Consider the following 25,433-nt stretch of genomic DNA (forward strand, 5'->3'; position numbering starts at 1 on the left):
CCGCCGGGCGCAAAGGCAACTCAGTTTTTCAACACCCACGCCTCTTTCCAGTGTGCGCCAACGCCTGGCTCAAACTGGGTTGCAAACTTGCTCCACTGCACGCAGTAGCCGCTGTACGGGAATGGCTTACATTCGTAGGTCTTACCGTCTTTAGGCTGTAACACTACGGTGCCCGCTTTGTAGGACGCAATGCCGTCCGGGAAGATAAAGTCATGCTGACCGGTGCCATCTGCGGCTGAACCGCCTTCCAGCATCAGGTTCAGCACGTCCTGGGCGAACAGGGTGCCGTCTTTATTGGTGGCGTAGTATTTCAGCATGTGGTGGCCCGACGTCACGTCATTCAGGGTCATGGTCACGTCCTGGTTGGCGTTGTTCATGTCCTGTTTCAGATACCCTTTTTCCGCACCGCTGTGGTTCATTACGTGTGCTTCAAGGTTCACGTCGCCTTTGGTGTTCACGTGGAAGGTGACGGTTGCCTTGCCGTTCTCGATTTTGCTGTACTGCAGGTTAGAAACGGCAATGGTTTCATGCACTTCCGCTTTCTGCTCTTCGTACGAGATCGCAACGGACTGCAGGGTACTGCCGTCTTTGACGAAGACGCTGTTCGCGCCGTGGACCGGGCTGATTTCACCCGCTTCATCCTTTACCCCGACGCGCACGTCGCTGTGCGCGGCGTTGATCTTCTGCGCCAGATCGTATGCCCACTGGTTCGCATCTCCCTGGGCAGCCGAACTAATAGTCATCTCGGTGCGCAGAGCGGCAACTTCGCCGTTGGCATCGAAGAAGCGTGCAATGACTTTATCGCCTGCGTTCAGGTTATTCCCGGCAATCTGCCCGCTCAGCGTTTTGCTCCACTCGGACACCACCGCAGGCGTGTCGTCCGGGGTCACGTTGCCGCCGTTACCGAAATCTACGTCAATGGCCTGATAAAAACTGTTTGCGGTATCCGCAATTTCCCATACGCCATAAATAACCTGATAGCCCGTACGTTCCGGGACGTTACAGGTCATGGATTTTGTCATCGCTGGTGCCTGACCATTCCCGTTAATAGTACAGAACGGCGTTAATTCAAACTGGTCGCGGGTCAGCGGCTTATTTGGGTCCCAGTTTTGTTTGGTGATGTAATAACGCCAGTTGGTGGTTTTATGCGGTGCGGTATGGTGCCAGACAAATTCATGCGGGCCTGCCGTCATGGGGCTTTTGGACCAGGCGTTCAGGCTCTGCTTATCAAGCTGGGAGTAGTTGGCAATGCCTGCGCTGGCGAGCTGGCCGTCAGGCGGCATCGCGCCGGTCGGGAAGCCGGAGGCCTTTTCTACGCTCTGCGGTTCGTACTGGACGGAGCCACAGTCAATATTCTGGCCGAGCTTACACATATAAGCGCGGCTGGCGGGGGATTCTATATATCCGTGTGCAAGTGCGGAAGACGCCACCGTTAATGTGGCAACGGCCAGCGCAATTTTAGAGAGTTTCATTCTTCATCCATTAATTAGAATATAACAAGGCAGCGTCAGTCTATTAATGGAGTAGGGGAAGCGTCATTTCCTGAAGAGAGTAAAAATGGTCGAAATAAAAAAGGCAGCCTGAGCTGCCTTCTCTTTATTGAAATAAATTAGCGACGTACGGCAATCGCTTCAATTTCAATTTTCACGTCTTTTGGCAGACGAGCTACTTCAACACAGGAGCGCGCCGGGAAGGAGGCGTTATGCTCGGTGAAGAAGGCTTCGTAAGTGGCGTTAACGGTCGCGAAGTCATTCAGATCTTTCACGAAAACGGTCGTTTTCACGATGTCGCCCACTTTCAGACCGGCAGATTCAACGATAGCCTGCACGTTTTCCAGCGACTGACGCGCCTGCGCCGCTACGTCGGCTGGCACTTCACCGGTTTTTGGGTTCACCGGGATCTGGCCAGAGGTGATGATCATGCTGCCCAGATCAACGCCCTGAACGTATGGGCCGATAGCCGCTGGTGCATTTTCCGTCGCGAGTATTTTGCTCATTTTTTCTCCAGAATTACAGCGTTAAGAATGTTCCCGGCCATTATAACAGCCGGGATTTCATTACCAACCTCAATTAGTTGGCCAGCACCACATAATGAGAAAACTCTTTTTCGCAGTATTTGCATTTGAGCGCGATGTCATTGGCGCGTTTTTTCACTGCAAAACTGGAGGAAACCGGCTCAGCATGACTGATGCAGTTGCTGTTCGGGCAGACCAGCACGCTTTCGATGCGATCCGGCAGGCTCGGGCGAGATTTACCCACCACGTCGTAATCATCGATGCGGTTAACGGTGGCCTCCGGCGCGTACAGCGACAGCTGGTTGACCTGCTCGTCGGTCAGGAAGGTGTTCTCGATCTTGATCAGATCTTTGCGTCCCATTTCGCCGGACGGCAGGTTCAGGCCGATGGTGATGCGCTGGTCGGTTTCGGTCAGTTTGAACAGCGTCAGCAGCTTAAAGCCGACCTGCGCAGGGATGTGGTCAATCACGGTGCCACGCTTGATGGCTTCAACCTGGAGTTTGTTATCGTGTGTCATTGTCGTTTCCCCTTACAGTGCCAATTCGCGATTCAGAACCAGTGCCAGTAACGCCTGGCGGGCGAAGATGCCGTTTCCGGCCTGCTGGAAGTACCAGGCGTGCGGCGTTTTGTCCACGTCGGTGGTGATCTCATCGATGCGCGGCAGCGGGTGCAGCACCTTCATATTGTCGCGCGCGCCCTCAAGGTCGCTGGCGCGCAGGACGAACTGCGCCTTCACGTTGGCGTATTCGGACGGATCCAGACGCTCTTTCTGCACGCGGGTCATGTAGAGAATATCCACGTTGCCCATCACCTCTTCGATGCTGGCGTGCAGGCTCCACGCAATGCCTTTCTCGTCCAGCATGTCGAGAATGTACTGCGGCATCGCCAGCGCGTCCGGGGCGATGAAGAAGAAGCGGTTGCCGTTAAATTTCGCCAGCGCCTGGGTCAGGGAGTGGACGGTGCGGCCGTACTTAAGGTCGCCGACCATGGCGATGTTCAGGTTCTCAAGCGTGCCCTGGGTTTCCTGAATGGTGAACAGATCCAGCAGGGTCTGGGTCGGGTGCTGGTTGGCACCGTCACCGGCGTTCAGCACCGGAATGCCGCCGGAAAACTCGGTCGCCAGACGCGCCGCGCCCTCCTGCGGGTGACGCATCACAATCGCGTCAACGTAGGTGCTAATCACTGAAATGGTATCCGCCAGGGTCTCGCCTTTTTTGCCCAACGACGTGTTGCTGCTGTCCGAGAAGCCCACCACGCTCGCGCCCAGGCGGTGCATGGAGGTTTCAAAGGAGAGGCGCGTGCGGGTCGAAGCTTCAAAGAAGCAGCTCGCAATCACCTTGTGCTTCAGCAGCTCCGGTTGCGGATTGGCCTTCAGTTTTGCCGCGGTTTCCAGAACCAGTTCCAGCTCTTCGCGGCTGAGGTCGTTTATGGAAATGATGTGTTTTTGATAAAGCGGATTCATGTTTATCTCCTGACGCCGGGCAAAAAAAAAGCCCCTCAAATGAGGGGCTCTGGGAATAGGTTTAGCAACGGGAAGAAAAACGGCAGGCCAGCGTCTGATTTCAGACGCGGTAAGACGTTATGTCGTACACGCTTGACCATGCTTCCTCCCGGCAAATTGTCGGGCATTATACGCAGCTCGTTATGCGGATCAAGCGATTTAATGCACGCTTTACTCAATGCAAACGGTTCTTTATGAATATTAATGCGTTCTGAGTAAATAATTAATTTGCTTATGCACCAGCGCGGTGCGCTTCACGACGCGGGGGGCGACCCAGACGATACTGCTTCCTGCCACCACGCCTAAAATTTCCGGTAACTGGTGATAATCCAGAATACGCGCCACCGCGCGGCCATATCCGGCAACGGTATGGATAAGGATAAATTCGCTATTGTGCTCCACGCTCACCACCATTTCGGAGACGGTGCGCGCGGCATCGGGGGCAGGGCGCAGTTGGGGATTCAACGAATAAATCTTTAGCCCTTTGGCATTTCGAATTTTTATGACACCAAGCAACTTGAGCAGACGTGAAACGGTGGACTGGCTGATGGTCTCAAAACCCCGCTCCTGCAAATCGCGGCGGATCTCCTCCTGAGAGAGATAGCTCTTTTCCGCGATCAGACGCTGGCAGACCGTCAGCTGAAGCTGTTCTTTTGGAGAGTAATCACCATATTCCGTCATAACTATTTCCCATGTAAGTGGCTGAAACAAAACGCCCGGTGGCGCTACGCTTACCGGGCCTACAACTTCAAAACATCACAACATCGCCCCCAGGCTTAACGCCACCATAATCACCACCGTTAATATTCCCAGCAGCGGCGCGACCCATTTCAGATAGCGCACGTAGGGCACGCGGGCGATAGCCAGCCCGCCCATCACGACGGCTGAGGTGGGAGTGACCAGGTTAACGATGCCGGACGCCGACTGGTAAGCCGTGACCACCAGGTCGCGGTTGACGTTAGCGAAATCGGCAAGGGGCGCCATGATCGGCATCGTCAGAACGGCAAGGCCGGACGAAGAAGGCACAAGAAACGACAGCACCACTTCCAGCCAGTACATCACGTTGATGAACGCCACCGTTGACAACCCGGTGACCATCCCCTCGGCGCTGTGCAAAATGGTGTGGGTAATCATGCCCTTATCCATGATCACTACGATACCGCGTGCGATGCCGATAATCAGCGCGACGCCCAGCAAATCTCGCGCGCCGTTGATAAAGGTTGAGGTCAGCTCCTCTTCGCTCATCCGCGCAATCAGGCCGACGATAATGGCGCTGGCGAGAAACACCGCCGAGATCTCCGCCATCCACCAGCCCAGCACCGCCACGCCGTAGATCATCACCGCGAAGGCGAGGGCGAAGATCACCAGGATGAGTTTGCGCACCGGGGTAAATTCCAGCGACTGCTCGCCCTTGTTACCGAGGAAGTGGGCGAGGTTCTCCTCCTGCTTATCCGCCACGATCGACAGCGACGGATCCTTGCGCACCTTACGGGCGTAGCGCATCACCCACGCCACGCAGATGACCCAGCCAATCACCAGCAGCGCGATGCGCAGCATGATGCCGTTGGTGAAGGGGATCCCGGCGGCGTTGGCGGCGATCACCGTCGCGAACGGATTGATAGTCGAACCGAGGGTGCCGATCCCCGCCCCGAGCAGCACGGTAGAAGCCGCGACGACCGGATCGAACCGCGCCGCCAGCATCACTGGCACCAGCAGGGTGTAGAAAGGCAGCGACTCCTCGGCCATGCCGTAAATCGTGCCGCCAGCGGCAAACAGCGCCATCAGGATCGGGATCATCCACTCCTCGCGTCCGCGCAGTTTAGTGGTGACGCGTTCGATCCCGGCGTCAATCGCTCCGGTTTTGGTGACGATCCCGAGGAAACCCCCGATGATCAGAATAAACAGCGCGACGTCGATCGCCCCGGCCTGGCCGGATTCCGGATCGTACAGCCCGGCAATCGGTGCCATCAGCACCGAAACCACCCCCTGCGGATGCGCCGCGACGTGCGCGTAGGTACCGGCAACCGGCACATCTTTGCCGAGCGCCTCGTTCATCGCCATATGGTACTGCCCGGCCGGCACAATCCACGTCAGCACGGCGACCACGGCAATCAGAAAAAAGAGAATGGTGTAAGCGGAGGGAAACTTGAACTTGCCCATGATGTTCTCCTGAAACCCGGCGCACCCGCGGCGCGCCGGGCGGTGATTAGTCGCCGAGTGTCGCCACCATGACCGCTTTAATGGTGTGCATGCGGTTCTCTGCTTCGTCGAAGACGATGGAGTTCGGTGATTCAAAGACCTCTTCCGTCACTTCCAGCCCCTTCAGGCCGTACGCCATTTCGATCTCGCGGCCCACTTTGGTGTGCTCGTTGTGGAACGCGGGCAGGCAGTGCATAAACTTGACGTTGGGGTTTCCGGTGGCCTTCATCACGTCCGCGTTAATCTGATACGGCTTCATCAGGCTGACGCGCTCGGCCCAGGCCTCCTTCGGCTCACCCATGGAGACCCACACGTCGGTGTAGAGGAAATCGGTCCCCTGCACGCCTTCTTCCACATCGTCGGTGAGGGTGATGCGCGCGCCGGTTTCTTTGGCGATGGCGCGGCACTGCTCAACCAGGCCCGCCTCCGGCCAGAAGGATTTCGGCGCCACAAGGCGGATATCCATCCCCATTTTGGCCGCGCCGACCATTAGGGAGTTGCCCATGTTGTTGCGCGTGTCGCCGAGATAGGCAAAGCTCAGCTCCGGCAGGGTTTTGCCCGGCGCGTGCTCCAGCATGGTCATCAGGTCAGCGAGGATCTGCGTCGGGTGGAACTCGTCGGTCAGGCCGTTCCACACCGGCACGCCCGCGTACTCTCCCAGCTCTTCGACGATGGCCTGGCCGTAGCCGCGATATTCGATGCCGTCATACATGCGGCCCAGCACGCGGGCGGTATCCTTCATCGACTCTTTATGGCCAATCTGCGAGCCGCTTGGGCCGAGGTAGGTCACCTGCGCGCCCTGGTCAAACGCGCCCACTTCGAAGGCGCAGCGTGTGCGGGTGGAGGTTTTTTCAAAGATCAGGGCGATGTTTTTCCCGACCAGGGTTTGCTTCTCGCGCCCGGCTTTTTTGGCGGCCTTTAGCTCGATGGCGAGGTCGATCAGGTACTGGATCTCCGCCGGGGTGTAGTCCAGCAGTTTCAGGAAGTTGCGGTTTTTCAGGTTGATGGTCATGTGGGAAATCCTTTTTAAAATTTTGCTGTCTGGTGCCCTCACCCCGGCCCTCTCCCACGGGGAGAGGGAGAGTCGGGTGAGGGGGAACGAATCAACGTGCCTTTCTCGCCCGCGAGGATCTCCGCGCCGTCATTCAGCGCGCCGATCCCGGCAATGCCGTTGCAGGCCTCAACAAACTCGCGGCAGGCGGCCACTTTCGGCCCCATCGATCCGGCGTCGAACTGCATGCCTCTGAGCAGATCCGGCGTTACCTGCGCCAGCGGGCGCTGGGTCGGCTTGCCCCAGTCGAGGTACACCGCGTCGGCATCGGTCAGGATCAGCAGAGCGTCGGCCTCGATCTGGCGCGCCAGCAGCGCGGCGGAGAGGTCTTTGTCGATCACCGCCTCAATACCGCGATAGCCGTTGGCGTTCTCCACTACCGGCACGCCGCCGCCGCCGTTGCAGATCACCAGATGGTCGCGCTGGATCAGCGCCGTGATGGCGTCGCTCTCGACGATGCGCTTTGGCTGCGGAGACGGCACCACGCGGCGGAAATAGCTCCCGTCGGCCTTGAACACCCAGCCTTTTTCCCCTGCCAGCGTTTTTGCCTGGGCTTCGCTGTACACCGGGCCGATGTACTTGGTCGGGTTGCTGAAGGCCGGATCGGCGGCGTCCACCTCCACCTGCGTGAGCAGAACGCTCACCTCGCGCTGCGGCAGATTGTTTTTCAGCGCCTGCTGGAGCATGTAGCCGATCATCCCCTGGCTTTCGGCACCGAGAACGTCCAGCGGGTAGGGGGTGACTTTGTCGTAAGCGCTGTTCTGCAATGCCAGCAGCCCGACCTGCGGGCCGTTGCCGTGCACCAGCACCACGCGCCACTGCGCCGTCAGCCCGGCGATGGTGTGGGCGGCCTGCTCGATGTTCTGGCGCTGGATCTCCGCTTCCAGCGGCTCGCCGCGCTTGAGCAGCGCGTTGCCGCCCAGGGCCACAACCAGAGTGGGTTTTCGTTCCATGATGGCTCCTTTAAATTCCGTCGCGTTCCAGCGGGCAGCTCATGCAGCGCGCGCCGCCGCGGCCGCGTCCGAGCTCATCACCGGGGATAGGCAGCACGGTGATGCCCGCCTTGTCGTACTTCTCGTTGGTCCAGACGTTGCGCTCGTAGCCAATCACCACGCCCGGGCGGATGGTCAGCACGTTGTTGGCGTCGTTCCACTGCTCGCGTTCGGCTTCAAAGGCGTCGCCGCCGGTGGTGATCAGCCGCACCTGGTTAATGCCGAGTGCTTTCTCGATGGCGTGCAGCAGGTCGGTTTCCTGCGTGCGCAGCAGGCCGCCGCGTCCGTCCGGGGTGAGCGTCCAGCACTGGGCGTCTTTTCGCACCACTTCCGGGTAGACGGAGAAGGTGTCCACGTCGATGTGGGTCATGACGGTGTCGAGGTGCATGCAGGAGCGGTGTTTTGGCAGCTCAACGGCAATCACACGCTCGGCCTGGCGATGTTTAAACAGGCTATTAGCGAGGAACTCCACGCCCTGCGGGGTGGTGCGTTCAGACATGCCAATTAATACCGCGCCGCGGCCAATCACTAATACATCGCCGCCCTCCAGGGTGGCGTGGTCATAATTAATATTCTCGTCGCCGAAATACTTAATAAATTCGCCATCGGCGAATGCCGGGTGCCAGCGATATATGGCTCGCAGGTTATTGGTTTCACGCTGACGGGCCGGTTTGGCCATTGGGTTAATCGACACGCCGTTATAAATCCAGCACGAGGTATCGCGGGTAAATAAATGGTTCGGCAGCGGCTTCATAATAAAATCATTCGCCGTGTGGGTATCGACCACCATATTTTTAATCGCCGCCGGAATTTCGCCGTAGGTTAATCCGCCGCTCAGCCTGCGCGCCAGTTCGCGGTGCGGCATATCCGCCAGCCAGCCGCGCACGTCGCCAGCAAAGGTTGGGCCGAGGCGATAGTCGGAAATTTGTGTTTCAAGAAGCCAGGCTTTCGCTTCTGCAATATCAAGCGTTTGCGTGAGAAGGTCGGTCAACAGCAGGACTTCCACACCCTGCTCGCGCAGCGTGTTTGCGAAGATGTCATGCTCCTCACCCGCCCGCTCAACCGAGAGTACGTCATCAAACAACAGCTCCTGACAGTTTGACGGGGTTAACCGCTTCAGACTTAAATTTGGGCGGTGCAGCATAACGCTACGCAATTGACCAATTTCAGAACCGACGTAATGCTTTTCCATAATTATTCCTTTAACTTTTTTTCAGAATAAAAAGGGCATGCGCCATGCGTTGTGTTTAATTACATGGCGGCTAAGCTCAATTGATTTCGTGATTCATACTAGGCGGTTAAATAATCCGTAATGTGATGCAACTCACGCGAAAATCGATATTTAGGTGTTTGTTTTCATTTGCATGATTCGCATCAGATAATGATTAATTTCATATTATTGCAGGCTGAATAGCTAAGCAGGATCCGGTGGCATTATTTGAGGTTGTTATTAATTTGTAGATTTTAATCTTTTGACATATTTTGTTATGCTACTGATTTTTAATATTTTATTTCACGTTGAGGAATGGCTATGCAATCAACGTAATTAACTATTTTTGACTTAAGAAAAAACCATAAATAATTATTGATTTTTTGAGCAAATAATCAGAACGGTAAAATGTGAGATGGCAATGGGTTTTGTTAATTAAGCTGAATGATCAGTGGGTTAGCCGAGCAGTGCGATAAGCGCCTACCAATGTTATGCATAACCCCTGCATAAATGCCTGTGCAGGTTTAACAGAGAATTAACAGCATTAGCGATAAACATGCGCTCGCGCAAATCTCACCGAAAAAGGGCTGGTATGGCAGCCTGGATTCTCGTATAAAAGATAAAAATGAAACAATGTTTTATATTGAGGGTTTGAACATGATTATCGGCAACATCCACCATTTGCACTCCTGGCTGCCTGGCGAACTGCGTCAGGCCATTGAGCACGTCAAAGCCCACGTCACCGACGCCACGCCGCTTGGGAAACACGACATCAACGGTAACAGCCTGTTTTATCTGATCTCAGAGGACATGACCCAGCCGTTCGCCGAGCGCCGCGCGGAGTACCACGCGCGCTATCTGGACATTCAGATTGTGCTCAAAGGTCAGGAAGGGATGACGTTCAGTACGCTGCCGCACGGTACGCCGGACACCGACTGGCTGGCGGACAAAGACATCGCGTTCCTGCCGGAAGGCGAGCAGGAGAAAACCGTGGTGCTGAGCGAAGGGGATTTTGTGGTGTTTTACCCGGGCGAAGTACATAAGCCGCTGTGTGCGGTGGGAGCACCAGCACAGGTGCGTAAAGTGGTCGTTAAGATGTTAATGGAGTAACCCGTCACCCTAACCCTCTCCCCTTTGGGGAGAGGGCCGGGGTGAGGGGAACAATATGTGATCCAGCTTAAACTTCCCGCACTCCCTCCTCATCTCTCATTTACCTCTCCTTTTTCTGCGTCATAGTATGATCGTTAAATTAATGAACGCTGTTCTATAATGTAGAACAAAATGATTCAGCAAGGAGATCTCATGCCGCAGTCCGCGTTGTTCACGGGAATCATTCCCCCTGTCTCCACCATCTTTACCGCCGACGGCCAGCTCGACAAGCAGGGCACCGCCGCGCTGATCGACGATCTCATCAAAGCAGGCGTTGACGGCCTGTTCTTCCTGGGCAGCGGCGGCGAGTTCTCCCAGCTGAGCGCCGAAGAGCGTAAAACCATTGCTCGCTTTGCTATCGATCACGTCGATCGTCGCGTGCCGGTGCTGATCGGCACCGGCGGCACCAACGCCCGGGAAACCATTGAATTGAGCCAGCACGCGCAGCAGGCGGGCGCGGACGGCATCGTGGTGATTAACCCCTACTACTGGAAAGTGTCGGAAGCGAACCTGATCCGCTATTTCGAGCAGGTGGCGGACAGCGTCACGCTGCCGGTGATGCTCTATAACTTCCCGGCGCTGACCGGGCAGGATCTGACCCCGGCGCTGGTGAAAACCCTCGCCGATTCGCGCAGCAACATTATCGGCATCAAAGACACCATCGACTCCGTCGCCCACCTGCGCAGCATGATCCACACCGTCAAAGCCGCCCATCCGCACTTCACGGTGCTCTGCGGCTACGACGATCATCTGTTTAATACCCTGCTGCTCGGCGGCGACGGGGCAATCTCGGCCAGCGGCAACTTTGCACCGCAGGTGTCGGTAAATCTTCTGAAAGCCTGGCGCGACGGGGACGTGGCGAAGGCGGCTGAGTATCATCAGACCTTACTGCAAATACCGCAGATGTATCAGCTGGATACGCCGTTTGTGAACGTCATTAAAGAGGCAATCGTGCTCTGCGGCCGCCCGATTTCTACGCACGTGCTGCCGCCCGCCTCTGCGCTGGACGAGCCGCGTAAGGCGCAGCTGAAAACCCTGCTGCAACAGCTCAAACTCTGCTGAGCCGGACGATAACGATGACCATTGAGAAAATTTTCACCCCACAGGACGACGCGTTTTATGCGGTGATCACCCACGCGGCGGGGCCACAGGGCGCGCTGCCGCTGACCCCGCAGATGCTGATGGAATCCCCCAGCGGCAACCTCTTCGGCATGACGCAGAACGCCGGAATGGGCTGGGACGCTAACAAGCTCACCGGGAAAGAGGTGCTGATTATCGGCACCCAGGGCGGCATCCGCGCCGGTGACGGACGTCCGGTTGCGCTGGGCTACCACACCGGACACTGGGAAATCGGCATGCAGATGCAGGCGGCGGCGAAGGAGATCACCCGCAACGGCGGGATCCCGTTCGCGGCCTTCGTCAGCGATCCGTGCGACGGGCGCTCGCAGGGCACGCACGGCATGTTCGACTCCCTGCCGTACCGCAACGACGCGGCAGTTGTGTTTCGCCGTCTGATCCGCTCCCTGCCGACGCGCCGGGCGGTGATCGGCGTGGCGACCTGCGATAAAGGGCTGCCCGCCACCATGATTGCGCTGGCCGCGATGCACGACCTGCCGACCATTCTGGTGCCGGGCGGGGCGACGCTGCCGCCGACCGTGGGTGAAGATGCGGGCAAGGTGCAGACCATCGGCGCGCGCTTCGCCAACCACGAGCTGTCATTGCAGGAGGCCGCCGAACTGGGCTGTCGCGCCTGCGCGTCACCGGGCGGCGGGTGTCAGTTCCTCGGCACGGCGGGCACTTCGCAGGTGGTCGCGGAGGCGCTGGGCCTGGCGCTGCCGCACTCCGCGCTGGCCCCGTCCGGGCAGGCGGTGTGGCTGGAGATCGCCCGCCAGTCGGCGCGGGCGGTGAGCGAGCTGGATAACCGCGGCATCACCACGCGCGATATCCTCACCGATAAAGCGATCGAAAACGCGATGGTGATCCACGCGGCGTTCGGCGGCTCCACGAACTTACTGCTGCACATTCCGGCCATCGCCCACGCGGCGGGCTGCACGATCCCGGACGTTGAGCACTGGACGCGCGTCAACCGCAGGGTGCCGCGCCTGGTGAGCGTGCTGCCTAACGGCCCGGACTATCACCCGACCGTGCGCGCGTTCCTCGCGGGCGGCGTGCCGGAAGTGATGCTCCACCTGCGCGATCTCGGCCTGCTGCATCTGGACGCCATGACCGTCACCGGCCAGACGGTGGGCGAGAACCTCGACTGGTGGCAGACGTCCGAGCGCCGTAAGCGCTTCCGCCAGTGCCTGCGCGAGCAGGACGGCGTGGATCCGGATGACGTGATCCTGCCGCCGGGGAAGGCAAAAGCAAAAGGGCTGACCTCGACGGTCTGCTTCCCGACGGGCAACATCGCGCCGGAAGGATCGGTGATCAAGGCCACGGCGATCGATCCGTCGGTCGTCGGTGACGATGGCGTTTACCGCCACACCGGCCGGGTGCGGGTGTTTGTTTCCGAAGCGCAGGCGATCAAGGCCATCAAGCGGGAAGAGATTCAGCGGGGCGATATTATGGTGGTGATCGGCGGCGGACCATCCGGCACCGGCATGGAAGAGACCTACCAGCTCACCTCCGCGCTGAAGCATATCTCGTGGGGCAAGACGGTGTCGTTAATCACCGATGCGCGCTTCTCGGGCGTGTCGACGGGCGCCTGCTTCGGCCACGTGTCGCCGGAGGCGCTGGCGGGCGGGCCGATTGGCAAGCTGCGCGATAATGACATCATCGAGATTGCCGTCGACCGCCTGACCCTTACGGGCTGCGTGAACTTTATCGGCACGGCGGAGAACCCGCTGACGCCGGAGGAGGGCGCGCGCGAGCTGGCACGGCGGCAGACGCACCCGGACCTGCACGCCCACGACTTTTTGCCGGACGACACCCGGCTGTGGGCAGCACTGCAGTCGGTGAGCGGCGGCACCTGGAAAGGCTGTATTTATGACACCGATAAAATCATTGAGGTAATTAACGCCGGTAAAAAAGCGCTCGGCATTTAATTATTTTATTAGCGTAAGCCGTCTGCGGAAAATATTCCGCGGTCGGTTTACGCTTGTCTGTAATTTATTAATTTAAACAATCAGTTGCGATATATCGTTGGCGTCACAAAAGCAAAATAACGTAATTCGGAAATAAGATATGACCATTGCTGGTTAATTGAACAGCTCATTACACTCCATTAACACGATGTTGTAATTCAGCACACTACCAAAGGGTGTAATTCTGATGACGCAATTAACCATGAAAGACAAAATTGGCTACGGGCTGGGTGACACCGCCTGCGGCTTCGTCTGGCAGGCCACGATGTTCCTGCTGGCCTATTTCTACACCGATGTGTTTGGTCTCTCCGCAGGCATTATGGGCACGCTGTTTTTGGTCTCCCGCGTGCTCGACGCCGTGACCGACCCGCTGATGGGGCTGCTGGTGGACCGCACCCGCACGCGGCACGGCCAGTTCCGCCCGTTCCTGCTGTGGGGCGCCATCCCGTTCGGCATCGTCTGCGTGCTGACCTTCTACACGCCGGACTTCTCCGCGCAGGGCAAAATCATCTACGCCTGCGTGACCTACATTCTCCTGACTCTGGTCTACACCTTCGTTAACGTGCCGTACTGCGCCATGCCGGGCGTCATCACCGCCGACCCGAAAGAGCGCCACGCCCTGCAGTCCTGGCGTTTCTTCCTCGCCGCCGCGGGCTCGCTCGCCATCAGCGGCATCGCGCTGCCGCTGGTGAGCATCATCGGCAAAGGGGACGAGCAGGTGGGCTATTTCGGTGCCATGTGCGTGCTGGGGCTGGTTGGCGTGGTGCTGCTCTACGTCTGCTTCTTCACCACCAAAGAGCGCTACACCTTTGAGGTGCAGCCGGGCTCGTCGGTGGCGAAAGACCTTAAGCTGCTGCTGGGCAATAGCCAGTGGCGGATCATGTGCGCGTTCAAGATGCTGGCGACCTGCTCCAACGTGGTGCGCGGCGGGGCGACGCTCTACTTCGTGAAATACGTGATGGATCACCCGGAGATGGCGACCCAGTTTTTACTCTACGGCAGCCTTGCCACCATGTTCGGCTCGCTCTGTTCGTCCCGCCTGCTGGGCCGCTTCGACCGGGTCACCGCCTTCAGGTGGATCATCGTCGCCTACTCGCTGATCAGCCTGCTGATTTTCTTCACCCCGGCTGAGCACATCGCGCTGATTTTCGCCCTCAACATCCTGTTCCTGTTCGTCTTTAACACCACCACGCCGCTGCAGTGGCTGATGGCCTCTGACGTGGTGGATTACGAGGAGAGCCGCAGCGGTCGCCGCCTCGACGGGCTGGTGTTCTCCACCTACCTGTTCAGCCTGAAGATTGGCCTGGCGATTGGCGGGGCGGTGGTGGGCTGGATCCTCGCGTACGTGAACTACTCCGCCAGCAGCAGCGTGCAGCCGGTCGAGGTGCTCACCACCATCAAAATTCTGTTCTGCGTGGTGCCGGTGGTGCTCTACGCGGGCATGTTCATCATGCTGTCGTTCTACAAGCTCACCGACGCCCGCGTGGAGGCCATCAGTCAGCAGCTGATCAAGCACCGCGCGGCGCAGGGCGAGGCCGTTCCCGACGCCGCGACAGCCGCATCCCATTAACCGGAGGCAATATGGAAATCACTAACCCAATTCTGACCGGCTTCAACCCGGACCCGTCCCTGTGCCGTCAGGGCGAGGACTACTACATCGCCACCTCGACCTTCGAGTGGTTCCCCGGCGTGCGCATCTACCACTCCCGCGACCTGAAAAACTGGTCGCTGGTCAGCACCCCGCTGGATCGCGTGTCGATGCTGGACATGAAGGGCAACCCGGACTCCGGCGGCATCTGGGCGCCGTGCCTGAGCTACGCCGACGGCAAGTTCTGGCTGCTTTACACCGACGTGAAGATTGTCGATTCGCCGTGGAAAAATGGCCGTAACTTCCTCGTCACCGCGCCATCCATCGAAGGGCCGTGGAGCGAGCCGATCCCGATGGGCAACGGCGGGTTTGACCCGTCCTTGTTCCACGACGACGATGGCCGCAAGTACTACCTCTACCGCCCGTGGGGGCCGCGCCACCACAGCAACCCGCACAACACCATCGTGATGCAGGAGTTTGATCCGCAGACCGGCACCCTCTCGCCCGAGCGCAAAACCCTGTTTACCGGCACGCCGCTCTGCTACACCGAAGGCGCGCACCTGTACCGCCACGCGGGATGGTACTACCTGATGGTCGCCGAGGGTGGCACCAGCTACGAGCACGCCGTCGTGGTGCTGCGTTCCCAAAATATCGACGGGCCGTACGAGCTGCACCCGGAGGTGACGATGATGACCAGCTGGCACCTGCCGGAGAACCCGCTGCAGAAGAGCGGCCACGGCTCGCTGCTGCAGACGCACACAGGGGAGTGGTACATGGCCTACCTCACCAGCCGCCCGCTGCGCCTGCCCGGCGTGCCGCTGCTGGCCTCCGGCGGACGCGGCTACTGTCCGCTTGGCCGCGAGACCGGTATCGCCCGAATTGAGTGGCGCGACGGCTGGCCGTACGTGGAAGGCGGCAAGCACGCGCAGCTGACCGTGAAAGGCCCGCAGATGGCGGAACAGCCTGCATCCATTCAGGGCAACTGGCGGGAGGACTTCGACGGCAGTACGCTTGACCCGGAACTGCAGACCCTGCGCATTCCGTTCGACGACACCCTCGGCTCGCTCACCGCGCGCCCCGGCTACTTACGGCTCTACGGCAACGACTCGCTCAACTCGACCTTCACCCAGTCGACCGTGGCGCGCCGCTGGCAGCACTTCGCCTTCCGGGCCGAGACGCGGATGCAGTTCTCGCCGGTCCACTTCCAGCAGAGCGCGGGCCTGACCTGCTACTACAACAGCAAAAACTGGAGCTACTGCTTTGTGGACTACGAGGAGGGGCAGGGGAGAACCATCAAGGTTATTCAGCTCGACCACAACGTGCCGTCATGGCCGCTGCACGAGCAGCCGATTCCGGTGCCGGAGAGTGTGGAGAGCATCTGGCTGCGGGTAGGTGTGGATACGCTGGTTTACCGCTACAGCTACTCGTTCGACGGCGAGACGTGGCACGCCGTGCCGGTCACCTATGAGGCGTGGAAGCTGTCGGACGACTACATCGGCGGGCGCGGCTTCTTCACCGGCGCGTTTGTGGGACTTCACTGCGAGGACATCAGCGGCGACGGCTGCCACGCGGACTTCGACTACTTCACCTACGAACCGGCATAGCCCAGTGCACGTGAGAGCGCGAGCCCGGCCTGCTGAAGCTGCTCGCGGAAACTAGCCAGCTCTGCGTCGTCCACGCGGGAGGTCAGCGTCGACAGGCTCAGGGCGGCGATGACGCGGGACTCGTGGTTCCACACCGGCACCGCCACGCAGCGCACGCCCTGCTCGTTCTCTTCGCTGTCCAGGGCATAGCCCTGCTCGCGGGTCTGCGCCAGGGCGGTCATTAACGCTTCACGAGAGGCGAGGGTAGAAGGAGTATAGGTGGTGTACTGATAGCCCTCCAGCAGGGCGTTCAGCTCGGCCTCGCCCAGCCAGGCAATCAACACCTTTCCGATGGCGGTGGCATGAACCGGCAGGCGGCGGCCGATGCGCGAATAGGCGATGGCGGCGAGCTTGCCTTCAATCTTCTCGATATAGACCCCTTCACGCCCATCCAGGATCCCCAGATGGGTGGTCTGTCCGGTCCGCTGTGACAGCTCCGTCAGCCAGCCTTTCGCCTTCTGACGAATATCGATGGAGCCCACGACGAAATGACCGCGCTCGACCAGCTTCATGCCGAGGCGATACTTACCGTTTTCCGGGTTCTGATCGATATAGCCGTGAAGCTGCAGGGTTTTCAGCAGCGAGTGGAGGGTACTCTTGCTCAGCCCCATCAGTTTGCTGATGTCGGTGATCTTAAGCTCGGTGGCCTGCTCGTTGAACAGGTCGAGGATCTGCAACGCACGTTCAACAGACTGAATAATCGGCATAATGCTGGCATGTCCACGCTGGAATTAAGGCGAAAACGTACCTTTTTCGGGGTGAAAAATCAATTGAGTAGAGCGGGTTGTGGGAGAAAGGGCATCAGCCGCATCGTCGCCTTTGTTGCCGGGTGGCGCTGCGCTTGCACGGGCCTACGGGTTTTGTAGGCCGGGTAAGCGCAGCGCCACCCGGCAACAAAGGCGGCTCCATTATTGTTAGCGGGGGGGCATCAATTATTATCCCGAGCGGCGACAGACTGAATTTTCCAGATCCCATCTTCTTTAACCATGCAATCAATGACTGTGTGCTGGGTCTTTTTGCCAAACGTGATATTCACGTTTACACAGACCGGGTCTGAATCATACGAATCAATAGCCACATTCTCAGCCCAGTCCTCGCCGATATATTGCGATTTCATAAAAAAATCAGCCTCGTAAAATTCAGCGTCGGCATAACGGGGATCGTCTGCATGACGTAATTTTTTCATGGTGCTGGCCGTAACGAACTTATCGATTTCATTTCCCTGTTGGATGGGATAACGATCGTTGTTCACTTGTTTAATGTACCAGCGATTGAATTCAAGAGCGCGCTGCATCGGTATCTGAAAATCTTCGGCCCCCAATGCTGCTGTGCTGAATAACACAATTAAGATGAGCTTATTCATATTAATAATGCCTGTATAAGGTTATTGCTGGCTGAAGTTGGCGATAGGTTGGCCCCGGGTACAGTGTTCTCTGTTTAAAATCTGAATACCAGGTTCCAGCTCCATCGTAAATACAGACATGCCCGTACTGATTCGGGCCGGGCAAGGCATCAATCACCGCGATATCCCCCTCTATGGGAGTGCCATAGACTTTTGAGAATCCTGCTTTTTCAAGAGAACGCCAGAAATCCTTAGCGTTTGCCCCTTCGATTTTAAGCCCTCCGGCTCGAATGGCGGCGGCGATTGCTCGAGCGCAATAGTGTCCAGTATGGGTTAGTGCGTGGCTACGGGCGTATGACACAGCTTCATGTTTATTCCATGACATAAAAAATCCTTATTAATGAAATGCAGCAATAAGGAAATATTACGCCGATAATATACGGTGTTTTGTAATTGATAATGACCTGATATTAACCATTATCTACTCAGTAAATAATGGTTAATAAAAATATAAATACCTATTATGGTTAATGCGTATCTGAGAAAGCGTCAGTAAAATGAATTTTTCTGCCTGACGATAACGCTGTTGTCGTTTTTAGGTTTTTCTCCCTCTCCCTGTGGGAGAGGGCCGGGGTGAGGGCACCAACGCGCAGAGGACCCAATCACTCCCCAAGCGTCGCCACCATCACCGCCTTAATCGTATGCATCCGGTTTTCCGCCTGGTCGAACACGATGCTTGCCGCCGACTCAAACACCTCGTCCGTCACCTCCATCCCGCCGTGCAGATCGAACTCTTTCGCCATCTGCTTGCCGAGCGTGGTCTGGTCATCATGGAACGCGGGCAGACAGTGCAGGAACTTCACGTTCGGGTTGCCGGTCAGCGCCATCATCTGCGCGTTCACCTGATAACCGCGCAGTAGCGCAATCCGCTCCGCCCACTTCTCTTTGGCTTCGCCCATCGACACCCAGACGTCGGTATAGATAAAGTCCGCGCCCTTCACGCCCGCCGCCACGTCTTCCGTCAGGACGATCTTCCCGCCGTGCTTCTCCGCCAGCGCGCTGCACTCCGCCACCAGGCTCTCTTCCGGCCAGCAGGCTTTCGGGGCCACCAGGCGTAGATCCAGCCCGGTCAGCGCCGCCGCTTCCAGCATCGAGTTGCCCATGTTGTTGCGCGCGTCGCCCGCGTAGACCAGCGTCATCTCGTTAAACGCCTTGCCCGGCAGGTGCTCCTGCATGGTCAGCAGGTCCGCCAGCAGCTGGGTCGGGTGGAACTCGTTGGTCAGCCCGTTCCACACCGGCACGCCCGCATACTGCGCCAGCGTCTCGACCACTTCCTGGCCGTGGCCGCGATACTGGATGCCGTCGTACATCCGCCCGAGCACCCGCGCGGTGTCTTTAATTGACTCTTTATGCCCAATCTGGCTGCCGCTCGGCCCTAAGTAGGTGACGCGCGCGCCCTGGTCAAATGCGGCAACTTCGAAAGAGCAACGTGTACGGGTCGAGTCTTTTTCGAAGATGAGCGCGATGTTTTTACCGGTAAGCTTCTGTACTTCCTTGCCATTTTTTTTATCGGCTTTGAGCTGTGCGGCAAGGGTCAGCAGAGAAGTGAACTGTGCAGGGGTAAAGTCGAGCAGTTTCAGAAAGTGTTTCTTGTATAAATCGGACATTTTATCCTCACATGGCGAACGCCACTTATTGAATTAAAATTCACTTTATATGTGTAATTATTCATTTGCAACCCCGTTTCACAAATCTTTCCAACAAAGGTGGAGGCAAACCCGTCCGTGTGTGAAAATAGAAGTATCTGCCGCACTTTAAAGAGGATTGAGCCATGGCAAACCCGGAACACCTGGAAGAGCAACGCGAAGAGACGCGTCTGATTATTGAAGAGCTGCTGGAAGACGGTAGCGATCCGGACGCGCTGTACACCATCGAGCACCATTTCTCTGCGGATGATTTCGACGCGCTGGAAAAAATGGCCGTGGAAGCCTTCAAGCTGGGTTACGAAGTGACCGAGCCGGAAGAGCTGGAAGTGGAAGAGGGCGACACCGTCATCTGCTGCGACATCCTGAGCGAAGGCGCGCTGAAGGCGGAGCTGATCGACGCGCAGGTAGAACAGCTGATGAACCTGGCCGAGAAGTTTGAAGTGGAGTACGACGGCTGGGGAACCTACTTCGAAGATCCAAACGGTGAAGACGGCGAAGAAGGCGACGACGAAGATTACGTCGACGAAGACGACGACGGCGTGCGTCACTAAGTGATTCAGGCGGTGGCGCGCGCCACCGCTTTTTTCAAGGCAGAACCATGGATTACCCGCAGATACTCGCCCCCGTACTCAATTTCCTCCAGTGCCCGACCCCGCAAGCATGGATTGATAAAGCCCGCGACCCGGCGAACCTGCCGCTGTTGCTCACCGACCACATGGTGTGCGAGCTCAAGGCCGCCCAGACCGCGCTGCTGCTGGTGCGCAAATACGTCGCCGACGAAAGCGGTGCCGACGCGCTGCTCGACTGGCTCAAACCCTACGAACAGTTCACCTTCCGCGACGGCCCGGAGCCGGACTTCATCGCCCTGCACAAGCAGATTGGCAAAAGCGTGATGCCCAAAACCGACGACCCGTGGGGCCAGGCGCTTATCGACAGCATGGTGCTGCTGATTAAAGAAGAGCTGCACCACTTCTGGCAGGTGCGCGAGGCGATGCTGGCCCGCGACATTCCGTACGTCAAAATCACCGCCAGCCGCTACGCCAAAGGGATGCTGAAGGAAGTGCGCACCCACGAACCGCTGACGCTGATCGACAAGCTTATCTGCGGCGCCTACATCGAAGCCCGCTCCTGCGAACGCTTCGCCGCGCTGGCCCCGTTCCTCGACGACGACCTGCAGAAGTTCTATCTCTCGCTGCTGCGCTCGGAAGCGCGCCATTATCAGGACTACCTGACGCTGGCCCGGCAGGTGAGCGACGACGATATCTCACCGCGCATACAGCTTTTTGGCGAAATTGAAGCCACACTTATCTCGACACCGGACCACGAGTTTCGCTTCCACAGCGGCGTGCCGGTGTAAACCGGCATAACTCAAGGATAAGGATGCGAGATGAATAAAACGTGGACCCGTATTGTGATTGTCGTCATTGCGGCTGCCGCCGTGGCGTTCTGGGTGTTTTTCGACAGGCAGCGCGCCCCAGAACGGCAGATGGATAACGCCCTCAACGCGATGCCCGCCTGGCAGGTGATTAAGGAGCAGGAGCCCGCGCTGCATCAGCGCATCCTCGACCAGATGGCCGCCCTGCAAAAAGCGGGCGAGCCGGAGCAGCAGATTATCGACACCATCCAGCCGCAGATCCTGCATCTGCAGATGACGCGCCTGCAAAACGCCCCGGATGCCAACGTGGTGAACTACATGACCATCAACATGGAGCAGACCGCCGCCATCCAGAAGGTGAGCGATGACGCCTGCTTCCGCTTCCTCTACCCGATGGTGAAGGGCGGCGTGAACCCGATGCGCATGCTGGATAAAGACCTGATGGCGCGGCGCATGCAGGCCGACGCCGACATGATGCGCGCGGCCTACGGCAAAAACCGCCACACCGTGACCCCAGCCGAACGCGAGGCGGCTGTCGAGGATGTGCGGCCGATTATGAATGCGCTTGCCGACAAGTACGGTGAGGACATCCAGCTGCTGCAGATGCCGGAGAAGGCGGCGGGCAAAGAGAAGCTCTCCTGCGATATGGTGCAGGAGATGTGGGCGAAGGTGCTGGCGCTGCCGGAGCAGAAGGCGGCGAGGGTGATTCGGCTGGCGGTGTCTGAGCTGGACTGACGAAGGGCGCTGGTTTTTTGGGCACTTAGCGCGGGTTTCGCGCGTCGTCGCTTGCATGGCGGCGCGCGACAGGTATAATCCACAACGTTTCCGCATCCCCTTCAGTGCCGAAGTGGCGAAATCGGTAGACGCAGTTGATTCAAAATCAACCGTAGAAATACGTGCCGGTTCGAGTCCGGCCTTCGGCACCAAGTCACTAAATTTCTTACAATACAGCTAGTTAGGCAGTAAAATCTGTCTCTTTTGCCTGTAAGAAATGCTCTGTTATGTCCCTTGAAAAAGCCGCTGTGGTTGATAGTGGTAATTGGGATGTTAACTCATAGCGGCGTGTAGTTCCAAGCGTCAAACACGTACTGACTCAACTTGAAAGCTATGACGTAGCCACCGTCTCTAAACAATCCCAAAAACTTTTAGTGAAGCGCATTTTAGCCCGATGCCCCGCTCTGTCGCCGTCGCGAGACGCCGCAGGGGATAAACAGGTTTATGGTGGTCACGGTACTTGCAGACCATATGCAAGCTCTGCCAGCGGTTCGGCCTCGCTCCCTTTAGGTACATGGTCATCCTGATAAGCCTCACTAACTGACACAACCCTGATGAAGTCGCCAGAGGCTCCGCTTGTTGTCTTACCACCAACGGGGCTTTATGGATTCTATTGCGGTGTGTTTGAAAGTGCGCGGGGGGTCATTCCCGCGCGTCCGGCGCTTTATGGTAAGTATTTAAGTATTTCTGCTGCCCAGTTTACACGGTGGATGACACGGGCATGGTGCAAGTTTCCGTCTAGTATTTCGGCTTTAGTTAGCTGGGATAACTGCTGCCAATTATTGTTAAGTATATAAGTTGCGTTATTACATTGTGAGCTTTCTAGCACGTAAATGTTTTGGCCTGTGAACCCAAATATCACGTAGCCTTGGAACCCAGCTTGCCCAACCGCTACGAAATCTGGTTTTTTACTATTGATAAGTTCAAGTCTGCCTTCAACAACAGCGGTATTGCCCTTTCCCCTGATCTTAATAGCTGAAAGGATTTTTGAACCGATAGTACTCCAAGGCTGTTGACCCTGAGGCAGGAGGCTCCAGTTTAGTTTTATAGATTTACTTTTAACGATGGTATTAAGTTGGTCGTCAACAGTTTCGCACAACCCAAAAAGCTCTAAAAAAAGATTAATGCAGTGAGCCACTAACTCTTTGTTGTTAGCTGTCAAACTTAGCTTTGGAGAGATGATCAACTTCTCCCCTTGCAGATTCTCTACAATCTTTAACTCTATGCTTGGTGGAGGGGTGAGGATTCTCTTGTAGCGCTTATACTCAATTTCACGAGTGTCAGTAACTTCTTGAGTTGCGCCCCCTCCGATCCATTGCTTTCTAGTCCATGAAATTTGTCTGTATGCAGTTTCTTTAGGTGCTGTTTTGTCAGGTACTGATTTGCCATTAGCATTGAATCTGGTTATTGGCCCTAAAATTTTGGGGAGGACTTCTTCACCTAAAGCTCTTTGACTTGAGAAACCAATAGAGTCCGTTTTCCCCGCATCTGGCAAAGAATGTGCAATGTAGATATCACGGCCATCAAAGTTAGGTATGTAATTATCAATATTTCGAATACGCTTTTTCTGAATAAGCATGGATCGTTCCTTTTGATTTTATCTTACTGTTTACATAACCAACCAAGCCGGGCACAATCGAGCCGTTAGAAACGATAGTGAGGCTAACAATCGTTATGAGTTTGCAGACTCATGGCGGTCATGCTTCATAGACCGGATTCACGCAGGTGACTCCGGTTTTTTTATGCCCATCATTTATACATGGGCACAACATATAGGGTGTGTTAATAAGATTACCCCCTACATGTTCAGCATTCTAGTTAGGATTCTTTGCAGTACAAGGGTTGATTTTGAGGTTAAATTGAGGTTGTCAAAGGGAAATTTCGACCAACCCTACGTGCCGTAAGGCTTAGGCTGTATGTCAATGTTTCAGAAAAAAAAATGAAAATTTGATCGAGTGCTGATTTCTTTAGCACGAGAACATGAGATCGAACCAAAATATTGCAAAGTTTTGAACAAAACTTGAACTGCCTCGTGTCTCCATAGCCAAGACGAATGCAGTTTAAATAAGCTAAGTCAGCTCTCAAAAGTCCTTTATGACCCGAACCAAAAATTGTACCTCTTAAACCCCCACCGCAAGCGGCTCTCCGGGGTTTGTGCGCATGGAGTAATGCGGTTGTACTGGGTATGTGCGCACAACCCTCTACAAGCCGCATTCTACCGTTAGCCTATAGCTGAATCCCCGGCTTGAAAAATTGCACGCTTATGGTTGCCCCTCCCTCGACAATTAACAGTCCGATTTCCCCCGCATGGCGTCCCTCGCCGAAGGCGAGGCGGGCGCTCTATCGATTTGTATCTGATTTGGCCGTCTGGCCGTCCATATGTTGTCAGCGTTGCTGGAGCTGCGGCTGGCTGTGTTACTGCTGCGATGTGTCTGTGTTTGAGTATCGTATAGGTACACTCAATGGATACTCTGTGCTGATGCCGCATCGCTGTATCAATAATCAGTTTACATGAGTTAATTGATACAGTATCTTTGGTCTCACCTTTTTGATACTGAGGGCTGAGTGATGAGGTTCGGATACATTCGAGTTAGCACCAGAGAGCAGAACATCGCGAGGCAAGAGACTGCTTTAGCTGGCCTGTGTGATGAGCTGCTGATTGATAAGGTGTCGGGCAAGAGCACTGACAGGCCGAAACTGGCCTCGCTGATGCAGCGTGTTCGCGCTGGTGATGTGGTTGTGGTGAAATCCGTTGACCGTCTGGCACGCAACACCAAAGACCTGCTAACCATGCTGGATGAGCTTCTGAGCAAGAACGTGTCTGTTCAGTTTCTGGATAACAGTATGACGTTTGAGCCAGAGAATCCCACGAGCCGCTTTATGATTACCATGCTGGGCGCAGTGGCCGAGCTGGAGCGGAGCTTCATCCGCCAGCGCCAGACCGAAGGGATTGCAATCGCTAAAGAGGCTGGTCGCTTTAAGGGCAAGCCGAAGGATACAGAGTTACGCGCGAAGGTGGCCGATCTGCTCGGTCGTGGCCTGTCGCCTGATGAGGTGGCGAAGTTAGCCGAGTGTGGCCGTGCTACCGTTTTTCGCATCAAGCGAGAGCTGGCCGCCAGCGTTACGGAGTGATGGCCTACAAGCGAATGAGGTGCTATGACTGGCCGTTACTGGGCTGTGGGTGATGGGTGGCCTACAGCTTTTATATGAATATCAGGGTGTTATGTTATGCTTAATCTCGTAATGCTATGATTTATAGTGTATTTTCGTATTACTTGCGGCTCTCGATGTGAAGAGGTGGCGGGGCTTTAGCCGTGCCAGACGATGAACATCGAGATCAGATTGTGAATGTGATTCATCACTGAACAATTCGAGGGATGGGGCAGGGGAAGGGATCAAAGGCTGCGTTGTCCAATCACTAAGCTAGATTTGAAGCTGGTCAACACGTTAGTAGTATCTTTAAAGTTGCATTTAAAATACATGTACAAAAAAGGGTTCTTCCCTTACATCCCTTCTCCTAAATGTAGTTACGAGTGCTTCGCTCTCTTCACTTGCTGCGCTTCTCGCTATGCTCCAGCCCGCTCCATCGCCTTTGGCTCATTCCCGGTCTTCGCCCGCTGCTGATGCTCGGCCCTCCACGCAACCGTGCTTGCCGGGCGGTCAACGCGGCGGGGATGTGTAGTGGAACGGTACTCTTTATAGATATTATTAATGTAATCAACTACATACTGTTATCGGTAGGTATTCTTCAAAACATCTTCATTCATTTCTGTATCGTTCAATCATCTTTCTTGTTCGTTTCCTTT

At 56.5% G+C, this 25,433-nt stretch carries 25 protein-coding genes, 1 tRNA gene and 1 pseudogene; 11 read left to right on the plus strand and 16 right to left on the minus strand.

What is annotated here, in order from left to right; genetic code table 11:
* Window positions 1-20 precede the first annotated feature (20 nt).
* From gbpA to D5066_RS20255, 5 genes are all read right to left on the minus strand, one after another.
* Window positions 21-1,472, minus strand: coding sequence for an N-acetylglucosamine-binding protein GbpA (gene gbpA / locus D5066_RS20235; protein ID WP_119917045.1), 1,452 nt, complete (start codon window positions 1,470-1,472; stop codon window positions 21-23).
* 137 nt (window positions 1,473-1,609) lie between these two features.
* On the minus strand, window positions 1,610-1,996 hold the full coding sequence (gene ridA, locus D5066_RS20240) for a 2-iminobutanoate/2-iminopropanoate deaminase (RefSeq protein ID WP_119917046.1): 387 nt from the start codon (window positions 1,994-1,996) through the stop codon (window positions 1,610-1,612).
* 73 nt (window positions 1,997-2,069) lie between these two features.
* On the minus strand, window positions 2,070-2,531 hold the full coding sequence (gene pyrI / locus D5066_RS20245; RefSeq protein ID WP_080328857.1) for an aspartate carbamoyltransferase regulatory subunit: 462 nt from the start codon (window positions 2,529-2,531) through the stop codon (window positions 2,070-2,072).
* Window positions 2,532-2,543: 12 nt separating this feature from the next.
* The gene (gene pyrB / locus D5066_RS20250; protein ID WP_003863368.1) at window positions 2,544-3,476 is read right to left on the minus strand and encodes an aspartate carbamoyltransferase; all 933 of its coding nucleotides are present in this window, start codon (window positions 3,474-3,476) and stop codon (window positions 2,544-2,546) included.
* Between the two features lie 35 nt (window positions 3,477-3,511).
* Window positions 3,512-3,616, minus strand: a complete 105-nt coding sequence (locus D5066_RS20255) for a pyrBI operon leader peptide (protein WP_022646880.1) — start codon at window positions 3,614-3,616, stop codon at window positions 3,512-3,514.
* Here D5066_RS20255 and D5066_RS20260 point away from each other — a divergent pair.
* Window positions 3,596-3,713: pseudogene (locus tag D5066_RS20260) on the plus strand (hypothetical protein). The gene D5066_RS20255 and the pseudogene D5066_RS20260 sit on opposite strands and share 21 nt — an antisense overlap.
* Before the next feature lie 3 nt (window positions 3,714-3,716).
* Here D5066_RS20260 and D5066_RS20265 read toward each other — a convergent pair.
* The 5 genes from D5066_RS20265 to arcA form a co-directional block, all read right to left on the minus strand.
* Window positions 3,717-4,196 (minus strand): arginine repressor, encoded by a 480-nt coding sequence (locus D5066_RS20265; RefSeq protein ID WP_080328859.1) that lies wholly within the window; start codon window positions 4,194-4,196, stop codon window positions 3,717-3,719.
* 75 nt (window positions 4,197-4,271) lie between these two features.
* Window positions 4,272-5,675: a YfcC family protein gene (locus D5066_RS20270; RefSeq protein ID WP_119917047.1), complete on the minus strand. Its 1,404-nt coding sequence runs from the start codon at window positions 5,673-5,675 to the stop codon at window positions 4,272-4,274.
* Window positions 5,676-5,721: 46 nt separating this feature from the next.
* Complete coding sequence (argF, locus tag D5066_RS20275) at window positions 5,722-6,726, minus strand: ornithine carbamoyltransferase (RefSeq protein WP_119917048.1); 1,005 nt, start codon at window positions 6,724-6,726, stop codon at window positions 5,722-5,724.
* Window positions 6,727-6,764: 38 nt separating this feature from the next.
* Window positions 6,765-7,718, minus strand: coding sequence for a carbamate kinase (arcC, locus tag D5066_RS20280; RefSeq protein ID WP_119917049.1), 954 nt, complete (start codon window positions 7,716-7,718; stop codon window positions 6,765-6,767).
* A gap of 10 nt (window positions 7,719-7,728) precedes the next feature.
* The gene (arcA, locus tag D5066_RS20285) at window positions 7,729-8,949 is read right to left on the minus strand and encodes an arginine deiminase (RefSeq protein ID WP_050871229.1); all 1,221 of its coding nucleotides are present in this window, start codon (window positions 8,947-8,949) and stop codon (window positions 7,729-7,731) included.
* Between the two features lie 675 nt (window positions 8,950-9,624).
* Here arcA and D5066_RS20290 point away from each other — a divergent pair.
* The 5 genes from D5066_RS20290 (at window position 9,625) to D5066_RS20310 (ending at window position 16,391) form a co-directional block, all read left to right on the plus strand.
* Complete coding sequence (locus tag D5066_RS20290; protein WP_119917050.1) at window positions 9,625-10,077, plus strand: YhcH/YjgK/YiaL family protein; 453 nt, start codon at window positions 9,625-9,627, stop codon at window positions 10,075-10,077.
* Between the two features lie 192 nt (window positions 10,078-10,269).
* On the plus strand, window positions 10,270-11,178 hold the full coding sequence (gene yagE / locus D5066_RS20295) for a 2-keto-3-deoxygluconate aldolase (protein WP_119917051.1): 909 nt from the start codon (window positions 10,270-10,272) through the stop codon (window positions 11,176-11,178).
* A gap of 14 nt (window positions 11,179-11,192) precedes the next feature.
* Window positions 11,193-13,160, plus strand: a complete 1,968-nt coding sequence (gene yagF, locus D5066_RS20300) for a xylonate dehydratase YagF (RefSeq protein WP_119917052.1) — start codon at window positions 11,193-11,195, stop codon at window positions 13,158-13,160.
* 226 nt (window positions 13,161-13,386) lie between these two features.
* Window positions 13,387-14,769: an MFS transporter gene (locus tag D5066_RS20305; protein ID WP_119917053.1), complete on the plus strand. Its 1,383-nt coding sequence runs from the start codon at window positions 13,387-13,389 to the stop codon at window positions 14,767-14,769.
* An 11-nt stretch (window positions 14,770-14,780) separates the two neighbouring features.
* Window positions 14,781-16,391 carry a glycoside hydrolase family 43 protein gene (locus D5066_RS20310; protein WP_119917054.1) on the plus strand — a complete coding sequence of 537 codons (1,611 nt, stop codon included), beginning with the start codon at window positions 14,781-14,783 and terminating at the stop codon, window positions 16,389-16,391.
* Here D5066_RS20310 and xynR read toward each other — a convergent pair.
* The 5 genes from xynR to argL form a co-directional block, all read right to left on the minus strand.
* Window positions 16,376-17,137 (minus strand): DNA-binding transcriptional repressor XynR, encoded by a 762-nt coding sequence (gene xynR, locus D5066_RS20315; protein WP_119917055.1) that lies wholly within the window; start codon window positions 17,135-17,137, stop codon window positions 16,376-16,378. The genes D5066_RS20310 and xynR overlap by 16 nt on opposite strands.
* A 221-nt stretch (window positions 17,138-17,358) precedes the next feature.
* Window positions 17,359-17,793, minus strand: coding sequence for a DUF3828 domain-containing protein (locus D5066_RS20320; protein ID WP_017383897.1), 435 nt, complete (start codon window positions 17,791-17,793; stop codon window positions 17,359-17,361).
* Between the two features lies 1 nt (window position 17,794).
* Entirely contained in the window at window positions 17,795-18,157 is a 363-nt protein-coding gene (locus D5066_RS20325; protein ID WP_017383896.1) for a hypothetical protein, read from the minus strand.
* A 277-nt stretch (window positions 18,158-18,434) separates the two neighbouring features.
* Entirely contained in the window at window positions 18,435-19,439 is a 1,005-nt protein-coding gene (gene argF, locus D5066_RS20330; protein WP_047059078.1) for an ornithine carbamoyltransferase, read from the minus strand.
* A complete protein-coding gene (gene argL / locus D5066_RS23175; RefSeq protein ID WP_213845421.1) occupies window positions 19,409-19,504 on the minus strand; it encodes a putative translational regulatory protein ArgL in 96 nt (31 codons plus the stop codon). The genes argF (D5066_RS20330) and argL overlap by 31 nt, the downstream gene beginning before the upstream one ends.
* A 99-nt stretch (window positions 19,505-19,603) precedes the next feature.
* Between argL and rraB the strand changes: the two genes are divergently transcribed.
* From rraB to D5066_RS20350, 4 genes are all read left to right on the plus strand, one after another.
* Window positions 19,604-20,029: a ribonuclease E inhibitor RraB gene (rraB, locus tag D5066_RS20335; protein ID WP_014882320.1), complete on the plus strand. Its 426-nt coding sequence runs from the start codon at window positions 19,604-19,606 to the stop codon at window positions 20,027-20,029.
* A gap of 47 nt (window positions 20,030-20,076) precedes the next feature.
* Entirely contained in the window at window positions 20,077-20,835 is a 759-nt protein-coding gene (gene miaE, locus D5066_RS20340) for a tRNA isopentenyl-2-thiomethyl-A-37 hydroxylase MiaE (protein ID WP_032103164.1), read from the plus strand.
* A 30-nt stretch (window positions 20,836-20,865) separates the two neighbouring features.
* The gene (locus D5066_RS20345) at window positions 20,866-21,588 is read left to right on the plus strand and encodes a topoisomerase II (RefSeq protein ID WP_119917056.1); all 723 of its coding nucleotides are present in this window, start codon (window positions 20,866-20,868) and stop codon (window positions 21,586-21,588) included.
* Between the two features lie 106 nt (window positions 21,589-21,694).
* Window positions 21,695-21,779: transfer RNA gene (locus tag D5066_RS20350), tRNA-Leu, on the plus strand.
* 512 nt (window positions 21,780-22,291) lie between these two features.
* Here D5066_RS20350 and D5066_RS20355 read toward each other — a convergent pair.
* The gene (locus D5066_RS20355) at window positions 22,292-23,206 is read right to left on the minus strand and encodes a hypothetical protein (RefSeq protein ID WP_000908169.1); all 915 of its coding nucleotides are present in this window, start codon (window positions 23,204-23,206) and stop codon (window positions 22,292-22,294) included.
* Window positions 23,207-24,195: 989 nt separating this feature from the next.
* On the opposite strand from D5066_RS20355, the gene D5066_RS20365 reads away from it, so the two are divergent.
* Complete coding sequence (locus tag D5066_RS20365) at window positions 24,196-24,759, plus strand: recombinase family protein (protein WP_032994201.1); 564 nt, start codon at window positions 24,196-24,198, stop codon at window positions 24,757-24,759.
* Window positions 24,760-25,433 lie beyond the last annotated feature (674 nt).

This window comes from Enterobacter chuandaensis (assembly GCF_003594915.1).
In the GTDB taxonomy this organism is placed as follows: Bacteria; Pseudomonadota; Gammaproteobacteria; order Enterobacterales; family Enterobacteriaceae; genus Enterobacter; species Enterobacter chuandaensis.